Source organism: Nitrospira sp. (genome assembly GCA_024760525.1).
GTDB lineage: Bacteria > Nitrospirota > Nitrospiria > Nitrospirales > Nitrospiraceae > Nitrospira_D.
The window spans coordinates 1,779,143-1,796,183 of sequence record CP060499.1; the positions used below are offsets into that span (position 1 = coordinate 1,779,143).

A 17,041-nucleotide genomic window follows, 5' to 3' on the forward strand; every position below is an offset into this window, starting at 1 on the left:
AATTGGGATGGCGCAGCACGAACATCAGGAGACCGACATCTTCTTCTCGAGATCCATCGGTCGGCGCGCGCTGATTCTGCACGGCGTTCGAGGGATACTGGGGTTGTCTTGCCTCCCGAGGATGGGGGCGGCAGGCGGCTTGGTCTCGGCCATGGCGGGATGTGTTCGCGCGCCGGGAACGGCGCGTGATCAGTTTATCTACATCTCCGAGGAGAAAGAAATCGCGATGGGCATTGGCGCGTACAGGGAGTTACTGCGCAAAGCTCCGGTCAGCGACAACCTTGAAGTGAATGAGATGGTCAACCGGGTCGGTAATCGCATTGCCGCCGTCGCCAATAAACCGGAATATCAATGGGAGTTCGCCGTCATTCGGGATGATCGCACGATCAACGCATTCGCTCTCCCGGGCGGCAAGGTAGCCGTGTTCACAGGGATTTTGAAGATCACCAAGAATGAAGACGGATTGGCGACCGTCATCGGGCACGAGGTGGCGCATGCGCTCCAGCGCCATGGGGCGGAGCGCTATAGTCGGGGGATTCTCGAAACGGTCGGACAACTCGGCGCCCTTGCCGCCGGGGCTGCCGTCGGCCGCCCGGACGCGGCCATGGCTGCCATGAGCGCCTATGGGGTCGGCGTGTCATTGCCGTTCGGCCGCAAACAGGAATCAGAGGCCGACTACATCGGACTCCGATTGATGGCGCAGGCCGGTTATGATCCGCGTGAGGCGGTGCCTTTTTGGGAACGGATGAGCGGGTGCCCCCGGCAAATGATCGACAAGGTCTGCTTTCGATCGCAGCATACTATCCCGGAATTTCTTTCTACTCATCCTTCCGATCTGGCGCGCATCAACCAGATCGAAAGCTGGCTCCCTGAGGCCTTGAAATACTACCACGCAGCGCACGGGGACGAGGGGCCCGCGCCGACTCCCTTTCAGCCGAAGATCGGGCCTGTGCTTCCATCCAGCTGATCCGACTATCACGAGACACTATGCCAAAACGGACGGACATTCAGTCAATCCTCATGATCGGTTCAGGCCCGATCGTCATCGGTCAAGCCTGTGAGTTCGACTATTCCGGTACGCAGGCCTGCAAGGCGCTCAAAGCGGAAGGCTATCGCGTCATCCTCATCAACAGCAATCCGGCGACGATCATGACGGATCCGGAAATGGCTGATCGAACGTATGTGGAGCCGATTACCTTGGATGTGCTTGAAAGGGTGATCGACCGCGAGCGCCCCGATGCGTTGTTACCGACGATGGGCGGGCAAACGGCTCTCAATGCCACGATGGGGTTGGTCAAGCGAGGGGTGCTTGGGAAATATAACGTCTCGCTCATCGGCGCCTCAGCGGAGGCCATTCATAAAGCAGAGGATCGGGAAGCGTTCAAACAGGCGATGCAACGAATCGGCCTGCGGGTACCGAAGAGCGGGACGGCGCACACTCGACAGGAAGCTGTCGGCATCCTGGAGACGGTCGGTTTTCCGGCGATCATTCGGCCATCGTTTACGATGGGGGGGACCGGTGGAAATATCGCCTACAATCGGGAGGAATTCGAGAAGCTGATCGATTGGGCGCTGGCCATGAGCCCGGTCAGTCAAGTGCTGATCGAGGAATCGGTCATCGGATGGAAAGAGTATGAACTCGAGGTCATGCGTGACTTGAAAGATAATGTCGTGATCGTGTGTCCGATCGAAAATTTCGACCCGATGGGTGTGCATACGGGAGACAGCATCACCGTCGCGCCTGCGATGACGCTGACCGACAAAGAATATCAACGCATGCGGGACGCGGCGCTTCGAATCATCCGAGAGATCGGAGTCGATACGGGAGGATCGAACATTCAGTTCGGCATCAATCCGGCAAACGGCGAGATGGTGGTCATTGAAATGAATCCGCGGGTGTCTCGGAGTTCCGCCTTGGCGTCGAAGGCGACTGGATTTCCGATCGCCAAAATCGCCGCCAAGCTCGCGATCGGGTATACGTTGGATGAGATCACCAACGACATCACCGGAGTGACCAAGGCGTCTTTTGAACCGGCGATCGACTATGTCGTGGTCAAGATTCCGCGCTTTGCGTTTCAGAAGTTTAAAGGAGCCGATCCGACGTTGACCACGCAGATGAAGTCTGTCGGCGAGGTCATGGCGATCGGACGCACATTTAAGGAGTCCTTGCAGAAGGCCATTCGCTCTCTGGAGTTGGACCTCAACGGATTAGTCTCACGGTTCGGACTCGATCGAGGTATCCCGGCTGAGTTTGACCGTCAAGCCGCGGCCGACAAGCTGGGCCGTATGCTGCGCACACCGCTTCCGGAACGACTCTGGCACCTTGCCGACGGCATGCGGATGGGATTGACGAATGAAGAGCTGTTCGTAACGACGAAGGTCGACCCCTGGTTTCTGGAGCAAGTGAGAGAGTTGGTCGATTTCGAGGGGAAGTTGGTCGAGCATGCCGCTAATCCGAGTGCCGTCTTGAGCGGTGAATTGCTCTGGAACGCGAAAGAACTTGGATTCTCCGATGATCGGATCGCGCGCTTGCTCGGATGCGAAGCGGAAGCGGTCAGAAAAGCGCGTACGGAGCAAGCGGGGCGAGGGGTCACCTATAAGCGCGTCGATACCTGCGCCGCGGAATTTGAGGCGCAGACGCCGTATCTCTATTCCACCTACGGGCGTGAGTGTGAAGCCCGGCCGTCTGACCGGCACAAGGTGGTGATTCTCGGCGGAGGTCCCAACCGAATCGGCCAGGGGATTGAATTCGACTATTGTTGCGTCCACGCGGCGATGGCGCTTCGAGAGGAAGCCATCGACACGATCATGGTGAACTGCAACCCGGAAACCGTGAGTACGGACTATGACACGTCGGATCGGCTGTACTTCGAACCGCTTACGCACGAGGACGTGCTCAATATCATCCAGCGTGAACAGCCGATCGGAGTGGTTCTGCAGTTCGGGGGGCAGACGCCGTTGAAACTTGCGCTTCCGCTCTCAAAAGCGGGCGTGAAGATTCTCGGCACCAGCCCTGATGCCATCGATCTGGCGGAAGACCGGGAGCGGTTTCGGGAGCTTCTGAATAAGCTGGGCTTGCGCCAGGCCGAAAGCGGGACGGCTCGATCAGTGGACGAAGCCGTGCAGATCGCCGAAGGGATCGGCTATCCGGTCATGGTACGTCCTTCCTATGTGTTGGGTGGACGGTCGATGCAAATCGTGTACGACCGAGCGGGTCTCCTGGAATACATGCACTCGGCGGTCAAAGCATCACCCAATCATCCCGTATTGATCGACAGGTATCTCGCGGATGCCATCGAAGTCGATGCCGATGCGATTTCGGACGGTCACACCGTGGTCGTGGCAGGCATTATGGAACATATTGAGGAAGCCGGCGTCCACTCCGGCGACTCGGCTTGCTCGCTGCCTCCGTATACCTTGGATAAGGATATTGTGCGCGAGATTGAGCGTCAAATGTGCGTGCTAGCCAGGGAACTCGGCGTGGTTGGGCTGATGAACGCGCAGTTCGCCGTCAAGGGCCGGACCATTTATGTCCTCGAGGTGAATCCTCGAGGGTCCCGCACCGTGCCGTTCGTCAGCAAAGCGATCGGCGTGCCGTTGGCGAAATTGGCCATGAAGGTGATGATGGGAAGGACCCTCAAGGAACTGGGCTTCACCGACGCTCCACCGCCGAAGCACTTCTCGGTCAAAGAGGCCGTATTTCCGTTCAACAAATTTCCCGGTGTCGATGTGCTGCTGGGTCCGGAAATGAAGTCGACCGGCGAGGTGATGGGCATCGATGGTGATTTCGGGTGGGCCTTCGCGAAGTCGCAAGCAGGGGCCGGGGCGGTGCTGCCGACGTCGGGTACGGCGTTCATCAGCGTGAAAGAATCCGATCGTCCAGCCGCGCTCGAAGTGGGGCGACACCTGAGTAAGCTTGGGATGCATATCCAGGGGACCAGCGGGACGGCCGAATACCTGCGTCACCATGGTCTTGATGTGGAGGTCGTCAACAAGGTAAACGAGGGGCGGCCGCATATCGTGGACCATATTAAGAACGGTTCGGTGGCCCTTGTGGTCAATACCGTGCGGACCGCTTCGGCGCATGTCGATTCATTGTCGATCAGGCGGGAAGCGCTTCATCGCGGCATCCCGTATTTTACGACGATGCGAGGAGCCTATGCGGCGGTGATGGGAATCGAAGCGATTATGAAGAAGGATCTGGCGATTCGCACATTGCAAGAATATCATCGGGCGTAAGTTGTCAGGAGCAAGTGGAGCATGCCGACACCGATTACCAAGAAAGGCTATGACGCGTTAAAGGCGGAACTGGACCGCTTGCGCAAGATCGAGCGGCCCAAAGTGATCGAAGCGATCGCGGAAGCCAGAGCGCACGGCGATCTCAGCGAAAACGCCGAGTACGACGCCGCAAAAGAACGCCAAGGATTTATCGAGTCGCGCATTTCCGAACTCGAGACGAAGTTGGCCGAGGCCCGGGTGGTGGAGGTTGCGGGACGTACCAGCGAGACCATCGTGTTCGGCGCGACCGTCCTGGTGATCGAGCAGGAATCCCAGGCAAAGAAACAATATACGCTGGTCGGTCAGGACGAAGCCGATATGAAGTTCAACAAGATCTCAGTCCAGTCCCCTGTCGGTCGTGCGTTGATCGGGAAGCGGGTCGGAGACTTTGTTGAAGTGAAGACTCCCGTCAAGATGGTCGAATACGAGGTAGTGGAGATCAAGTTCGAGGAATGCTGACGTGCCCGAGGCACGCCCTCTCATTGCCCTGCTGACAGACTTTGGCGAGCACGATTGGTTTGTCGCCAGCATGAAGGGTGTGATCCTGAGCATGAACCCCAACGCCAAGGTCGTCGATATCTCCCATCAGATTCCTTCTCATCAAATCGACGAGGCCGCCTATGTGCTGGAGGCCTGCTACCGCTATTTTCCGGAAGGAACGATCTACGTCTGTGTCGTGGACCCCGGCGTAGGAAGCGCCAGGCGGGCGCTCCTTGCGACAACGTCGCGCTATAATTTCTTGGCGCCGGACAACGGATTGTTGAGCCGTGTCTTGCAAAACGAACACCATGTGAAGATCCGGCAGATCGAGCATGAGCGGTATCGTCTTCCTTCGGAGGGGACCACGTTTGACGGCCGGGACCTGTTCGCGCCGGTCGCCGCGTTGCTCGCCAACGGAGAGCCTGCCGCGTTCTTTGGCCCCGTGATCAACGATCCGGTGAAGAGCCTCATTTGGATGCCTCAACAAGACGGTCACGCCTTAATCGGACGGATCGATTATGTCGACCGATTCGGCAATCTCATATCGAATGTCACCGCGAAGCAGGTGCGGGAATTTCAAACGACCATGGGAGTATCGAAGATCCAGATCCATATCGGAACGCACGTCATCGGCGAATTGGTGGGAAGTTACAGTCAAGGGGACTACGAGAGTCCATCCGCCCTGATCAACAGCAGCGGCAACTTGGAAATCTTTCTGCAGGAAGATAACGCCGCCCGCTATCTGCAAGTGGGCGTGGGCGAAGAGATACGACTCTGTTGACGAAGGTCAACTGATCGCCCGGTCGATGTGATCGCAGACATAGCTCGCAAAGGGGAGTGAACAGGTAAAGGCCGGAGAGACGGCATTGAGCACATGCATGGAGCGGTCGTCTCCCTCCAAGACGAAATCCATTTCAAGTTTTTTCTTGGTGATGTCGAGCAGTTGGGCCCTGATTCCCGGACGACCCCATTTGCGATAGTTCCGCTCCTCGACTCCTTCCGCAAGTACCGAGGCAAGCGATACCATTTTACTCATCGAGTATTTGGCGATTTCTTCAATCGCCAATCGACGGTAGTCAAATCCCGCTCCCGTCATCAGACCGAGGCCTCGGCTCGCGACTTCGATCAGCTCACCGAGGTTGAAATTCCCGAACCCTTCGTAGTTTTCGCGCCACAGCGCCGGTATCGCCGTTGGGCCAATTTTGGCTTTTCCGTCGGCTGTGATGGTGAAGTGGACACCCAGGAACGGGTTTCTGAGATCCGGAACAGGATAAATATTGGTGCGAATGGCACCAGGTGGCTCGTCAGAATACAGATACAGTCCCTTGAAAGGCAGAATTCGGTACGTCTGTGAGAAACCATAGTCCATGGCAATTTTATCAGCGTAGAGACCTGCGGCATTCACGACATATCCGGCGTCAATGGTGTCATGGTCCGTACGAACCCGTTTGTCGTCTCGTCCTCGATATGCCCTGCCGCACTGAACCTGAATGCCTTCACGGATCGCATCCTGCTGCATCGCTTCGATGACCTGGAGCGGGTTGACCGTCGAGGTGCGGGGTGAGAACAGCGCTCTTTGGTATGTCTTGACGCGAGGTTCAATAGACTTGGCCTCTGCTTCTGTGATGGCTTGCAGTTCAATCCCATTGGCTTGGCCGCGGCGGAGCAATTCGTCGAGAGAAGGCAAGTCGGCTGCATCCTTCGCAACGACGAGCTTCCCGCATTTATTGAGAGGAATTCGTTTCTCGTCACAGAAGGCGGTCAGCCGCTCGTTTCCAAGACGCGTAAACTTCGCTTTAAGGCTGTCTGGGGAATAATAAAAGCCTGCGTGAAGTACGCCGCTATTGCGCCCGCTGGCGTGGGCACCGCACGCCGGCTCCTTTTCAATCAATAACACACGGGTGTCAGGACGGCGTCTGCGGAGTTCACGGGCGACGCTGAGGCCGATGACTCCGCCACCGATGACGAGAAAATCACAGGTTTGCATGGGGCCGGTTTTGGTTCACACGACTTCCGAGGAGGTCACAGTGATGCTCCATCGCTGAGCAGAGTGTCTATGGATTCTTGCAGAATTTCTACCATTTTCTTCAAATCCTCGGAAGTCGTTGATAGTGGCGGCATGAGTACGAGCACGTTTCCGATGGGTCGGGTGATGAGTCCTTTCGAGCGGGCGATCGATGCGACACGGTGACCGACTTTGGCATCCAACGGATACGGCTGTTTGGTCTTCTTATCTCGGACCAATTCGATTCCCACCATGAACCCTTGTTGACGGATGTCGCCGACATGAGACTTCTCGGCCAGTCGCTTCATCCAGAGCGCCAAGGCTTTGATCTTGGCCGATAATTTGGGGAGCGTCTTTTCCTGGCGAAAGACTTGAAGATTGGCGAGGGCCACGGAACAGCCCAGCGGATTGCCGGTAAAACTGTGTCCATGAAAGAAACTCTTGAACTCAGCGTAGGTTCCGAAAAAGGCTCGGTAGATTGTATCCGTCGTTAATGTCGCGGCGAGCGGCATGTATCCACCGGTAAGCCCCTTGCTGATCGCCATCAGATCCGGGGTGACTCCCTCGTGCTCGCACGCGAACATCTTGCCGGTGCGACCGAACCCCGTCGCGACTTCGTCGGCAATCAACAAGACATCGTATTTGGTGCAGAGATCGCGGACGCGTTTCAGATAGCCGGGCGGCTGAGGGATCATGCCGGCGGCCGCTTGCATCAATGGTTCGATGATGAAGCCGGCCAACTCGCGGTGGCGGGTCTTGAGGATTCTCTCGATCGGGTCAACACAGGCCAAGCGGCACGACGGATAGGTGAGGTTCAAGGGACAACGGTAGCAATAGGGCGGTTCCGCCTCTAAGGTCGGAAAGAGCAACGGTTTGAACCGCGAATGGAAGACCTCGATGTTCCCGACGCTCACGGCGCCGATCGTATCTCCGTGATACGCCAGTTTCAGATGAAGAAAGGTGTTCTTTGGGCCGGCGTCAGGATGTCCCTGCTGCCAGTATTGAACGGCCATTTTGAGCGCGACCTCGACCGCCGTAGAGCCGTTGTCGGAGTAGAAGACGCGGGTAAGTCCTTTCGGCGCGATCCGGATCAACTCGCGGGCCAGCTCGATGGCCGGCGGATTGGAGAGGCCGAGGAACGTCGAGTGGGCGATGTTGTCGAGTTGCCGCTTGAGGGCACGGTCGAGCACCGGATGTCGATGCCCGTGCAGATTTACCCAGATGGACGAGGTACCATCGAGATAGGCCTTGCCTTCCGTATCGATGAGATAGGACCCCTTGCCGCGCTCGATGATGAGGGGTGCTTCCTGCTCCCATTCCTGCATTTGCGTGAACGGATGCCAGACGTATCGATGGTCCCATTCGACGAGTTGCCGGGTTGAGGGTTTTCGTGCCATGGAGATCGAAAGGCGTCAGGCGTCAACGGTCATTCGTGGCTCGTGGAGGATATCGTCCGGTTCATAACACGGTTGATGTGTGACGGATGACGACCGTCGCGCGCGGCGCGTGATTATAAGGGCGGGCGATTACTTTGACAACCTGGGAGGCAGTATTTATAATGAACCGATTTTCACGAATGAGCTAGGATTTGCAAAGCCTTATACGCAATTTTTCAATTATCGCTCATATCGATCACGGCAAATCAACCCTCGCTGACCGGTTCCTAGAAGCTACTGGCGCAGTCACTGCTCGAGAGGCGAAAGACCAGATCCTCGATGCCATGGACCTCGAGCGGGAACGTGGCATTACGATCAAGGCCCATGCAGTGGCGATCCGGTACAAGGCCGAGGATGGGATGACGTACGCCTTGCATTTGATCGATACGCCGGGGCATGTCGACTTTACCTATGAAGTCTCCCGGAGTTTAGCGGCTTGTGAAGGAGCGCTGTTGCTGGTGGATGCCACTCAAGGTGTGCAGGCGCAGACGATCGCCAATGTCAATTTGGCGATGGCCAACAACCTCGCCATTATTCCGGTCATCAACAAGATCGATTTGGCAAGCGCGGACGTCGAGGGAACGAAACATTCCATCTCGGAGGTTTTGCAGCTGGACGCCGCCGACGCCATTCCCATCAGTGCGAAGGAAGGCAAGGGTGTACCGGCCGTTTTGGAGGCGATCATTGCGCGTGTTCCTCCTCCCTCCGGTGATCCGCAGGCCCCCTTCAAAGCGCTCATCTTCGACTCCTGGTTCGACAATTACCAGGGCGTGATCGTCCTGATCAGACTCGTGGATGGATCTGTCCGACCGGGAATGAAGATCAAGGTGATGTCGAACGACCGGATGTTTGAAGTGATGGAAGTAGGCCAGTTTACCCCCAAACGCACGAAAAAGACCGAGCTGTTGACGGGCGAAGCCGGATACCTGTGCGCCAATATGAGGGAAGTCGCCGATGTCAAAATCGGCGATACGTTGACGGATGCCGTCACTCCCACCGCCGCTCCGTTCCCCGGATATAAAGAAGTCAAGCCGTTGGTGTTTTGCGGCCTCTACTCAACGGACACGGCGAAGTACGAGGATTTGCGGGACGCGCTCGTCAAACTGCGGTTGAACGACTCCTCGTTCGTCTACGAGCCTGAAACCTCGCTGGCGCTCGGCTTCGGGTTTCGCTGCGGGTTCCTGGGCTTGCTGCACATGGAAATCATCCAGGAGCGGTTGGAGCGGGAGTACGGCCTGACGCTGATTACCACCGCGCCGACCGTGGTCTATCATGTGACCACGACGAAAGGCGATAAGCTGGAGATTGACAATCCGTCTGAATTGCCCCCTCCAACCAACATCACGACATTTGAAGAGCCGTTCATTCTGGCGACTGTGATCACGCCCGAACGGTATATGGGCGCAATTCTCCAACTGTGCCAAGAGCGACGTGGCATTCAGCGGGACATCCACTTTCTCGATCCGACGCGGGTCGTCATCAGCTACGAGCTGCCGCTCAATGAAGTGATTCTCGACTTCTACGATAAGCTCAAGTCGCGCACGCAGGGGTATGCCTCGCTCGACTATGAACTGATCGGGTATCGCGAATCCGAACTCGTCAAGCTCGATATCTTGTTGAATGGCGAGGCGGTCGATGCTCTGTCCTTCATCACGCACAAGGAGCGCTCGTATCAGCGTGGGCGTCAGCTTGCGGAAAAGATGAAGGAGCTGATCCCACGTCAGATGTTTGAAATCGCCATACAAGCGGCGATCGGCAACAAGATTGTTGCGCGCGAAACGATTGGGGCGATGAAAAAGAACGTGACGGCGAAGTGCTACGGCGGCGACATCACGCGCAAGCGGAAGTTGCTCGAAAAGCAGAAGGAAGGAAAGAAGCGTATGAAAGCGGTCGGGAGTGTCGAGGTTCCGCAGGAAGCCTTCTTGGCCATCTTGAGAGTCGGAGAAGAATGAGCCTCGATCAGAATCAGAGGAATGCGGAAAAGTTGTCCGGAGCCCCGCGCGGAGGAGAGGAGGCTTCGCTTTCCGGAGCCAAACTCGCAGACAACGCGGGCCGAACGGAGCGCAAATCCATCGTCCGTGAGTATGCGGAAGCCATTATCGTGGCCATGCTGCTGGCATTCGCGATCCGCGTGTTCGTCGTACAGGCATTCAAGATTCCATCCGGATCGATGATTCCGACGTTGCTGATCGGCGATCACATCTTGGTGAGCAAGCTTTCGTATGGTCTTCAGTGGCCGACGGACTGCAAGCTGCAATGGAATTTCCCTCCGGTCAATTGTTACACCTCTCAGACGGTGGTCACGTTCGGCAAGCCGCAACGGGGCGATATCGTCGTGTTCCGCTTTCCCGAAGATGAAGAAAAAGATTTCATCAAGCGCATTGTGGGGCTGCCTGGGGATACCGTGCAGCTTCGGAACAAAGTCGTGCTCGTCAACGGGCAACCGCTCGACGACAAGGCTTTTACACAACGAATCGACCCCGGCATCATCGACAGCACCATCAACCCTCGTGATAATTTTGGGCCGGTCACGGTACCCGAAGAATCCTATTTCGTGATGGGGGATAATCGCGACCAAAGTCTGGACAGTCGGTTCTGGGGATATGTGCGCGAAGAAAAGATTCGAGGGAAGGCGTTCCGTATCTATTGGTCCTGGAACGGTCAGGGAAATTGGACGGAGTGGGTCCGGTGGGAACGATTCGCCAAGGCCATTCAGTGAAGAAGAGCAGCGGCACCTCTTTCCCAAGGGAAGAATCCAACGGGAAGGAAGGTTCGTCGCCCAAAGCGCTCCGACAGTATCTTCAACGATTTCCACAAGCATCGGTGCTCGTCGTCGGCGATCTCATCCTCGATCACTATGTGATGGGGCGGGTGAGCCGGATCTCTCCGGAAGCGCCGGTCCCGGTCGTCCACGTCGATTCAGAGTCCCTCCGGCTGGGCGGGGCGGCCAACGTCTACAGCAATATTCTGGCTTTGGGAGGAAGGGCGCATCTCTGCGGCGTAATCGGCACCGATGAAAGCGGAAAATCGTTGCTCAAAGAGCTGCGACACACGCGGGGGGGACTCGGCGGCGTCGTGATCGACCGTGAACGTCCCACCACCAGGAAAAGTCGTGTGATTGCGCATAACCAGCAGATCGTGCGGTATGACATTGAGGGTCGAACCGAGTTGAAAGCGACCCTTCGCCGAAAGATAATCCGGCATGTGGAATCGAAACTTCGAGAGTTGTCCTGCATCGTCGTGTCCGACTATGCCAAAGGAGTCATCTCCTCGGCCTTGATGTCCGATCTCACCCGCCTCGCGTCATTGCGCAGAGTTCCCGTCATCGTTGATCCGAAGGTCGAGCATTTTAACTACTATAAAGGAGTCACCGTCATTACTCCCAACCACCTCGAGGCGACTCAGGCGTCGGGAATGCACGGGGATGACAATCAAACGATCAACGAAGCGGGAGCGATGATCCGGCAGCGTCTCGGCTGTCAGTCGGTCCTGATTACGCGCGGGGAAAAAGGCATGAGTCTGTACGAAGGGGACGGGGCATCGTGGCATTTGCCCACCAAAGCCCGGCAAGTCTACGACGTCACCGGAGCGGGAGACACGGTTATCGGAACCCTCGCGATGGCGCTTTCGGCCGGCGCCAGCATCAAGACCGGAGCGATCATGGCGAACTACGCGGCCGGAATCGTCGTGGGAATGGTCGGGACCGCGACCATCTCACCAAAACAGTTGTCTGAGGCGTTTGGGGATGAATAGAGCGTCACGGTCAGTCACGGTGGTGATTCCTGCTCGGTACGGCTCGTCCCGTTTTCCGGGCAAGCCGCTCGTCGAGTTGAACGGCAAGCCGATGATTCAGCATGTCTATGAACGGGCGGTCACGTGCCGGGCTGTTTCTGATGTGTTGGTCGCAACCGACGACGAGCGTATCAAACAGGCCGTTGAACGGTTTGGAGGGCGTGCGATCCTTGTCACCAGTGAATGTCGGACGGGGACGGACCGAGTTGCGGCCGTCGCGCGCATATTTGCCGGAGACTACTTCTTGAACTTGCAGGGTGACGAAATCCCGTTGAACTCAGAACTGTTGACGGATCTGATCGAGCCGTTTATCGACAGCGGTGCCGGCGTGGGTACGTTGAAGCGAGTGATGGACCCGACAGAGGATCTTCTCAACCCCGGTGTGGTCAAAGTGGTGACGGATGTCCGGGGGAATGCCCTGTATTTTTCACGGGCTCCGATCCCGTTCGCCCGTGATGAGGCGGAGAGGCGGGTCATCGGAGGACTTCATTATATCCATCTGGGTCTGTATATCTATGCGAAGGAAACATTGCTCCGACTGGCCGCCTTGCCGACGAGTCGTTTGGAGGACGCCGAAAAGCTTGAGCAACTTCGCGCGCTGGATTACGGCATTCCGATCCGGGTGTGGGAAACCCAACACGCATCGTTGCGGGTGGATCGACGGGAAGATGTGCCTGACGTTGCGGACCGGCTCCAGCAATTCGATGCGCTCAAGCGTGAGTTGAAGAGCCAAGGCGTGGTATCCCAGCGGCCGGGCTGACACAGAGCGGTTCGAGGGCCAAGAGAGGTCAACCATGAACAAGTTTATTTTCGTGACCGGAGGAGTGGTCTCATCACTTGGGAAGGGCCTGGCTTCCGCGTCCATTGGGAATCTTCTCGAAAGTCGAGGGTTGAAGATCACGTTTCTCAAGTTGGACCCGTACATCAACGTCGATCCGGGTACGATGAACCCTTATCAACACGGGGAAGTCTTTGTCACCGACGATGGAGCCGAGACCGATCTCGATCTCGGACATTACGAACGGTTCACGACCCTGTCGCTGACCAAGGAAAGCAATTACACGACCGGCCGGATCTATCACTCGGTCATCACCAAAGAGCGCCGCGGAGACTATCTCGGCGGGACCGTACAAGTCGTGCCGCATGTGACGGATGAGATCAAGCAGGCGATCATGCGCATTTCCAAGGGCATCGATGTCACGATCGTCGAGATCGGCGGCACGGTGGGCGACATCGAGAGTTTGCCGTTTCTCGAGGCCATCAGGCAGATGCCGTATGATGTCGGGCGCGATAACGTCTTGTACGTCCACCTGACCTTGGTGCCGTACATCGGCACGGCCGGTGAACTGAAGACCAAGCCGACGCAGCATTCCGTCAACAAGCTTCGTGAAATCGGTATTCAGCCCAACATTCTCTTATGCCGGACCGACCGGTACATTCCCCCGGAGCTCAAGGGCAAGATTGCCATGTTTTGTAACGTGGACAAAGATGCCGTCATCACCGCCAAAGACGTCGATACGATCTATGAAGTGCCGATCGTGTTTCGAAAAGAAGGATTGGATGAACTGATCGTCCGTCAACTGCACTTGGAGACCGGCCAACCGAATCTTCGCGAGTGGGATGCGATGGTGCAGAAGATCAAGCGCCCGAAGCACGAGATCTCCATCGCGCTGGTGGGAAAATATGTAGGGCTGAAAGAGTGCTACAAAAGTCTGGGAGAAGCGCTGGTTCACGGCGGCATCGACCATGAAACCAAGGTCAATATCAATTGGATCGAGTCGGAGGATGTCGAACGGCTGGGTACGGAGCGTATCTTGCGGGAGGCGGACGGTATCCTGATTCCCGGGGGGTTCGGAACGAGAGGGATCGAGGGGAAAGTCACAACCATCAAGTATGCGCGGGAACGTCAGGTGCCGTTCCTGGGTCTGTGTCTGGGCATGCAGTGTGCCGTCATCGAATTCGCCCGCAATGTAGCCGGGCTGGCCGGCGCCAACAGCGCCGAGTTTGACGAACAGTCACCACACCCGGTGATTCATTTGATGCCCGATCAGCATGCCGTCAGCAACAAGGGCGGAACGATGCGACTAGGATCGTATGTCTGCAAGCTCGGCGAGGGGACGCTGGCCCAGAAGATGTACGGCGTAAGCGAGGTCCGTGAACGCCACCGCCATCGCTATGAATTCAACAACGCCTATCGTGAGCAGCTGACCGCAAAGGGGCTGGTCTTGAGCGGAGTGTCCCCGGACGGCCGGCTGGTCGAAATCATCGAGCTGAAAGATCATCCCTGGTTCTTGGGCACCCAGTTTCATCCTGAGTACAGTTCGCGTCCGCACCGCCCGCATCCGCTCTTTAGCGGATTCGTCGGAGCGGCATTGCGCAGAAAGCTCGGCCATTAGTTACAGACTATGGCACAACTCGTCGATATCGGTCCGTTCAAAGTCGGTCAAGGGCAGCAGCCGTTTCTCATTGCCGGCCCCTGCGTGATCGAGAATGAGCAGCTGGTCATGGACACGGCGGGCCGTGTTGCAGAGATCACCAAGTCGTTGGGGATTCCATACGTCTTCAAGTCGTCATTCGATAAGGCCAACCGCACATCCATCACGTCGTTTCGCGGGCCTGGCATCGAAAAGGGCCTGGCGATCCTCAAGAAAGTGAAGGACCAATTCACGCTTCCGGTCCTGACCGACGTCCACACGGAAGAGCAGGCGACGGAAGCCGGGAAGGTTGTGGATGTGCTGCAAATTCCGGCCTTTCTCTGTCGGCAGACGGATTTGCTGATCGCCGCCGCCAAGACCGGAACGGTCGTGAACGTGAAAAAGGGCCAATTTCTCTCGCCGATTGAGATGGGCAATGCCGTGAAGAAAATAGAGGAGTGCGGCAACCGGCGGATCGTGCTGACCGAACGCGGCTCGTCGTTCGGCTACAACAATCTCGTCGTGGATATGCGATCTTTCCCTATCCTGAGGAACTTCGGGTATCCTGTGGTCTTCGATGCGACACACAGTGTGCAGCTGCCGGGTGGTAGAGGGACGAAATCCAGCGGCCAGCGTGAATTTGTCGAGCCATTGGCTTGCGCGGCGGCCGGAGCGGGTGTGGACGGATTCTTCATGGAAGTCCATCCAGATCCGGATGCAGCTCTGTCGGATGGACCGAACATGGTCCCGTTGCATCAACTGAAATCTTTGCTGGAGCGGGTTCTGCGTATATGCGACGCGGCAAAGCCAAAAACGTGAAATCACCCACTCGAATATCGAAGACCGAGAAAATGCTCGGCAGTCTCGCCGATGGCCGGCGCGTGCTGGAAATCGAAGCTCGGGCCGTCCAAACGCTGATCGATCGGCTGGATGCCAAGTTCGCCAAAGCGGTGGATGTGCTCGTTCAATGCAAGGGGAAGGTCGTGGTGTCCGGGATGGGGAAGTCGGGCCTCATCGGGCAGAAAATTGCCGCGACACTTGCCAGCACCGGCACCTCGTCCTTCTTTCTGCATCCCGCCGAAGGGGTGCACGGCGATCTCGGTATGTTGGCCAGGCGGGATGCGCTGGTCGCGATTTCCAACAGCGGCGAGACGCAAGAATTGCTCCAATTGCTTCCCTATGTAAAACGTCTGGGCATTCCGGTGATCGCGCTCACCGGCCGGATGAATTCGACGTTGGCGAAAAACGCCGATGTTGCGCTCGATGTTTCGGTGCAGGAGGAGGCGTGCCCCATGGGATTGGCCCCGACCGCCAGCACGACGGCGACCCTGGCCTTGGGCGACGCGCTGGCGATTGCGCTGCTGCAGAAACGCGAATTCAAGGAAGAAGACTTTGCGCGGTTCCATCCCGGCGGCACCTTGGGACGGCGGTTGTTGGTGAAGGTGAAAGATCTCATGCACACCGAATCGGAGGTTCCGATGGTTCAAGCCTCGGTCGGTGGCATGGCGGCCATGCTGGAAATGACGGCGAAAAAGCTCGGCATGACGACAGTGGTTGATCAGGAGGGAGCGCTGGTCGGTGTGATTACCGACGGCGACCTGCGGCGATTCATCCAACGCGGGACAGATTTGGTCAACACGACCGCGAGAGAATTGGCCACGCAGAACCCCAAAGCCATCGGACCCGATGAACTGGCGGCCAAAGCCGTCGAGATGATGGAACGTTTTTCGATCACGACGCTGGTCGTGACGGAGGATGGTCGCGCGATTCGCGGCGTGATACATTTGCACGATTTACTCAAAAACGGGATCGTATAGCAGCATGGTGAAAAAGACCGCCAGCGGCGTTCTCGCATCTCTCAGAGGCTCAACGTACCGAAGCGTACGCCTCACCTCTTCGCTCGCTGCGGCCTTGCTGAACGGCCTTTTTGACCATCCTGCGGGTACCGAGTTTTGACAGCTTGTTAGGAGACGAAGCGCATTATGAACCGTGTTCTGGAAGTGTGGCGAGAGATCGGAGCGGAGTCGCTCAACCTGCCAAATCTGTTAACTCTCGTCCGCATTCTCTTAATCCCGGCCTTCATCATTCTCTTCGTCAATCCCACGCCGGATCAGTCGCTGGCGGCAGCCATCATCTTCACCGTCGCGGCGGTGACCGATTGGCTGGATGGTTTTATCGCCAGACGAACCGGGCAAGTGACGAAGCTCGGCAAGCTGCTCGATCCCATCGCGGACAAGCTCCTGGTGTTGTCGGCCCTGATTCTCCTCATGAACGTGGACCGGGTCAGCGCCTTGGTGGTGTTGCTGATCATCGCGCGGGAAGTCGCGGTCACGGGAATCCGAGCTATTGCGGCCGGAGAAGGGATGATCATCGCCGCGGAGACGACCGGCAAATACAAGATGGCCCTGCAAGTGGTGGCGATCATCATGCTGATTCTGGAAGGGACAGGGCTGGCTGAACTCGGCAATCTGCATTTGGCCGGCACCGTCACCTTGTACCTCTCGCTGGTGCTTGGCTATATCTCCGGCGGCCAGTATGTGTGGAGTTTCTGGAAGCAGGTCGTCGCTAAAGGATTGTAGTCAGGATGTTGAAACTAGACCCCAGCTTCGTTCTCGCATCGTTCAGACCCTCGACAT

14 protein-coding genes are annotated in these 17,041 nt (G+C 57.1%); 12 read left to right on the forward strand and 2 right to left on the reverse strand.

Annotation, left to right across the window (positions count from 1 at the left end):
- The first annotated feature begins 7 nt into the window (after positions 1-7).
- Genes H8K04_08355 through H8K04_08370 form a run of 4 tightly spaced genes read left to right on the forward strand, consistent with a single transcriptional unit; the run spans position 8 to position 5,539 of the window.
- Positions 8-967: a M48 family metallopeptidase gene (locus H8K04_08355; protein UVT17531.1), complete on the forward strand. Its 960-nt coding sequence runs from the start codon at positions 8-10 to the stop codon at positions 965-967.
- A 20-nt stretch (positions 968-987) separates the two neighbouring features.
- Positions 988-4,239, forward strand: coding sequence for a carbamoyl-phosphate synthase large subunit (gene carB / locus H8K04_08360; GenBank protein UVT17532.1), 3,252 nt, complete (start codon positions 988-990; stop codon positions 4,237-4,239).
- Between the two features lie 21 nt (positions 4,240-4,260).
- The gene (gene greA / locus H8K04_08365; GenBank protein ID UVT17533.1) at positions 4,261-4,737 is read left to right on the forward strand and encodes a transcription elongation factor GreA; all 477 of its coding nucleotides are present in this window, start codon (positions 4,261-4,263) and stop codon (positions 4,735-4,737) included.
- Between the two features lies 1 nt (position 4,738).
- On the forward strand, positions 4,739-5,539 hold the full coding sequence (locus tag H8K04_08370) for an SAM-dependent chlorinase/fluorinase (protein UVT17534.1): 801 nt from the start codon (positions 4,739-4,741) through the stop codon (positions 5,537-5,539).
- A 6-nt stretch (positions 5,540-5,545) separates the two neighbouring features.
- Here H8K04_08370 and lhgO read toward each other — a convergent pair whose 3' ends face one another.
- The gene (gene lhgO / locus H8K04_08375) at positions 5,546-6,745 is read right to left on the reverse strand and encodes an L-2-hydroxyglutarate oxidase (GenBank protein UVT17535.1); all 1,200 of its coding nucleotides are present in this window, start codon (positions 6,743-6,745) and stop codon (positions 5,546-5,548) included.
- 35 nt (positions 6,746-6,780) lie between these two features.
- A complete protein-coding gene (bioA, locus tag H8K04_08380) occupies positions 6,781-8,160 on the reverse strand; it encodes an adenosylmethionine--8-amino-7-oxononanoate transaminase (GenBank protein UVT17536.1) in 1,380 nt (459 codons plus the stop codon).
- 191 nt (positions 8,161-8,351) lie between these two features.
- On the opposite strand from bioA, the gene lepA reads away from it, so the two are divergent.
- From lepA to pgsA, 8 genes are all read left to right on the forward strand, one after another.
- The gene (gene lepA / locus H8K04_08385) at positions 8,352-10,151 is read left to right on the forward strand and encodes an elongation factor 4 (protein ID UVT17537.1); all 1,800 of its coding nucleotides are present in this window, start codon (positions 8,352-8,354) and stop codon (positions 10,149-10,151) included.
- A complete protein-coding gene (gene lepB, locus H8K04_08390; GenBank protein ID UVT17538.1) occupies positions 10,148-10,918 on the forward strand; it encodes a signal peptidase I in 771 nt (256 codons plus the stop codon). Before lepA ends, lepB begins: the two co-directional genes overlap by 4 nt.
- The gene (gene rfaE1, locus H8K04_08395) at positions 10,888-11,952 is read left to right on the forward strand and encodes a D-glycero-beta-D-manno-heptose-7-phosphate kinase (GenBank protein UVT17539.1); all 1,065 of its coding nucleotides are present in this window, start codon (positions 10,888-10,890) and stop codon (positions 11,950-11,952) included. Before lepB ends, rfaE1 begins: the two co-directional genes overlap by 31 nt.
- Positions 11,945-12,751 carry a 3-deoxy-manno-octulosonate cytidylyltransferase gene (gene kdsB / locus H8K04_08400; protein UVT17540.1) on the forward strand — a complete coding sequence of 269 codons (807 nt, stop codon included), beginning with the start codon at positions 11,945-11,947 and terminating at the stop codon, positions 12,749-12,751. Before rfaE1 ends, kdsB begins: the two co-directional genes overlap by 8 nt.
- A gap of 34 nt (positions 12,752-12,785) precedes the next feature.
- Positions 12,786-14,387, forward strand: a complete 1,602-nt coding sequence (locus tag H8K04_08405; protein ID UVT17541.1) for a CTP synthase — start codon at positions 12,786-12,788, stop codon at positions 14,385-14,387.
- A gap of 9 nt (positions 14,388-14,396) precedes the next feature.
- Entirely contained in the window at positions 14,397-15,224 is an 828-nt protein-coding gene (gene kdsA / locus H8K04_08410) for a 3-deoxy-8-phosphooctulonate synthase (GenBank protein UVT17542.1), read from the forward strand.
- 32 nt (positions 15,225-15,256) lie between these two features.
- Positions 15,257-16,222: a KpsF/GutQ family sugar-phosphate isomerase gene (locus H8K04_08415; GenBank protein ID UVT17915.1), complete on the forward strand. Its 966-nt coding sequence runs from the start codon at positions 15,257-15,259 to the stop codon at positions 16,220-16,222.
- Positions 16,223-16,387: 165 nt separating this feature from the next.
- Complete coding sequence (pgsA, locus tag H8K04_08420; protein UVT17543.1) at positions 16,388-16,984, forward strand: CDP-diacylglycerol--glycerol-3-phosphate 3-phosphatidyltransferase; 597 nt, start codon at positions 16,388-16,390, stop codon at positions 16,982-16,984.
- Positions 16,985-17,041 lie beyond the last annotated feature (57 nt).

Excerpts from the sequence above, each read along its gene's own strand:
- lhgO (UVT17535.1), bottom strand. The coding sequence starts at position 6,745 with ATGCAAACCTGTGATTTTCTCGTCATCGGTGGCGGAGTCATCGGCCTC.
- H8K04_08405 (UVT17541.1), top strand. The coding sequence starts at position 12,786 with ATGAACAAGTTTATTTTCGTGACCGGAGGAGTGGTCTCATCACTTGGG.
- carB (UVT17532.1), top strand. The coding sequence starts at position 988 with ATGCCAAAACGGACGGACATTCAGTCAATCCTCATGATCGGTTCAGGC.
- greA (UVT17533.1), top strand. The coding sequence starts at position 4,261 with ATGCCGACACCGATTACCAAGAAAGGCTATGACGCGTTAAAGGCGGAA.
- pgsA (UVT17543.1), top strand. The coding sequence starts at position 16,388 with ATGAACCGTGTTCTGGAAGTGTGGCGAGAGATCGGAGCGGAGTCGCTC.
- H8K04_08355 (UVT17531.1), top strand. The coding sequence starts at position 8 with ATGGCGCAGCACGAACATCAGGAGACCGACATCTTCTTCTCGAGATCC.
- bioA (UVT17536.1), bottom strand. The coding sequence starts at position 8,160 with ATGGCACGAAAACCCTCAACCCGGCAACTCGTCGAATGGGACCATCGA.
- H8K04_08415 (UVT17915.1), top strand. The coding sequence starts at position 15,257 with ATGCTCGGCAGTCTCGCCGATGGCCGGCGCGTGCTGGAAATCGAAGCT.
- lepB (UVT17538.1), top strand. The coding sequence starts at position 10,148 with ATGAGCCTCGATCAGAATCAGAGGAATGCGGAAAAGTTGTCCGGAGCC.
- kdsA (UVT17542.1), top strand. The coding sequence starts at position 14,397 with ATGGCACAACTCGTCGATATCGGTCCGTTCAAAGTCGGTCAAGGGCAG.
- kdsB (UVT17540.1), top strand. The coding sequence starts at position 11,945 with ATGAATAGAGCGTCACGGTCAGTCACGGTGGTGATTCCTGCTCGGTAC.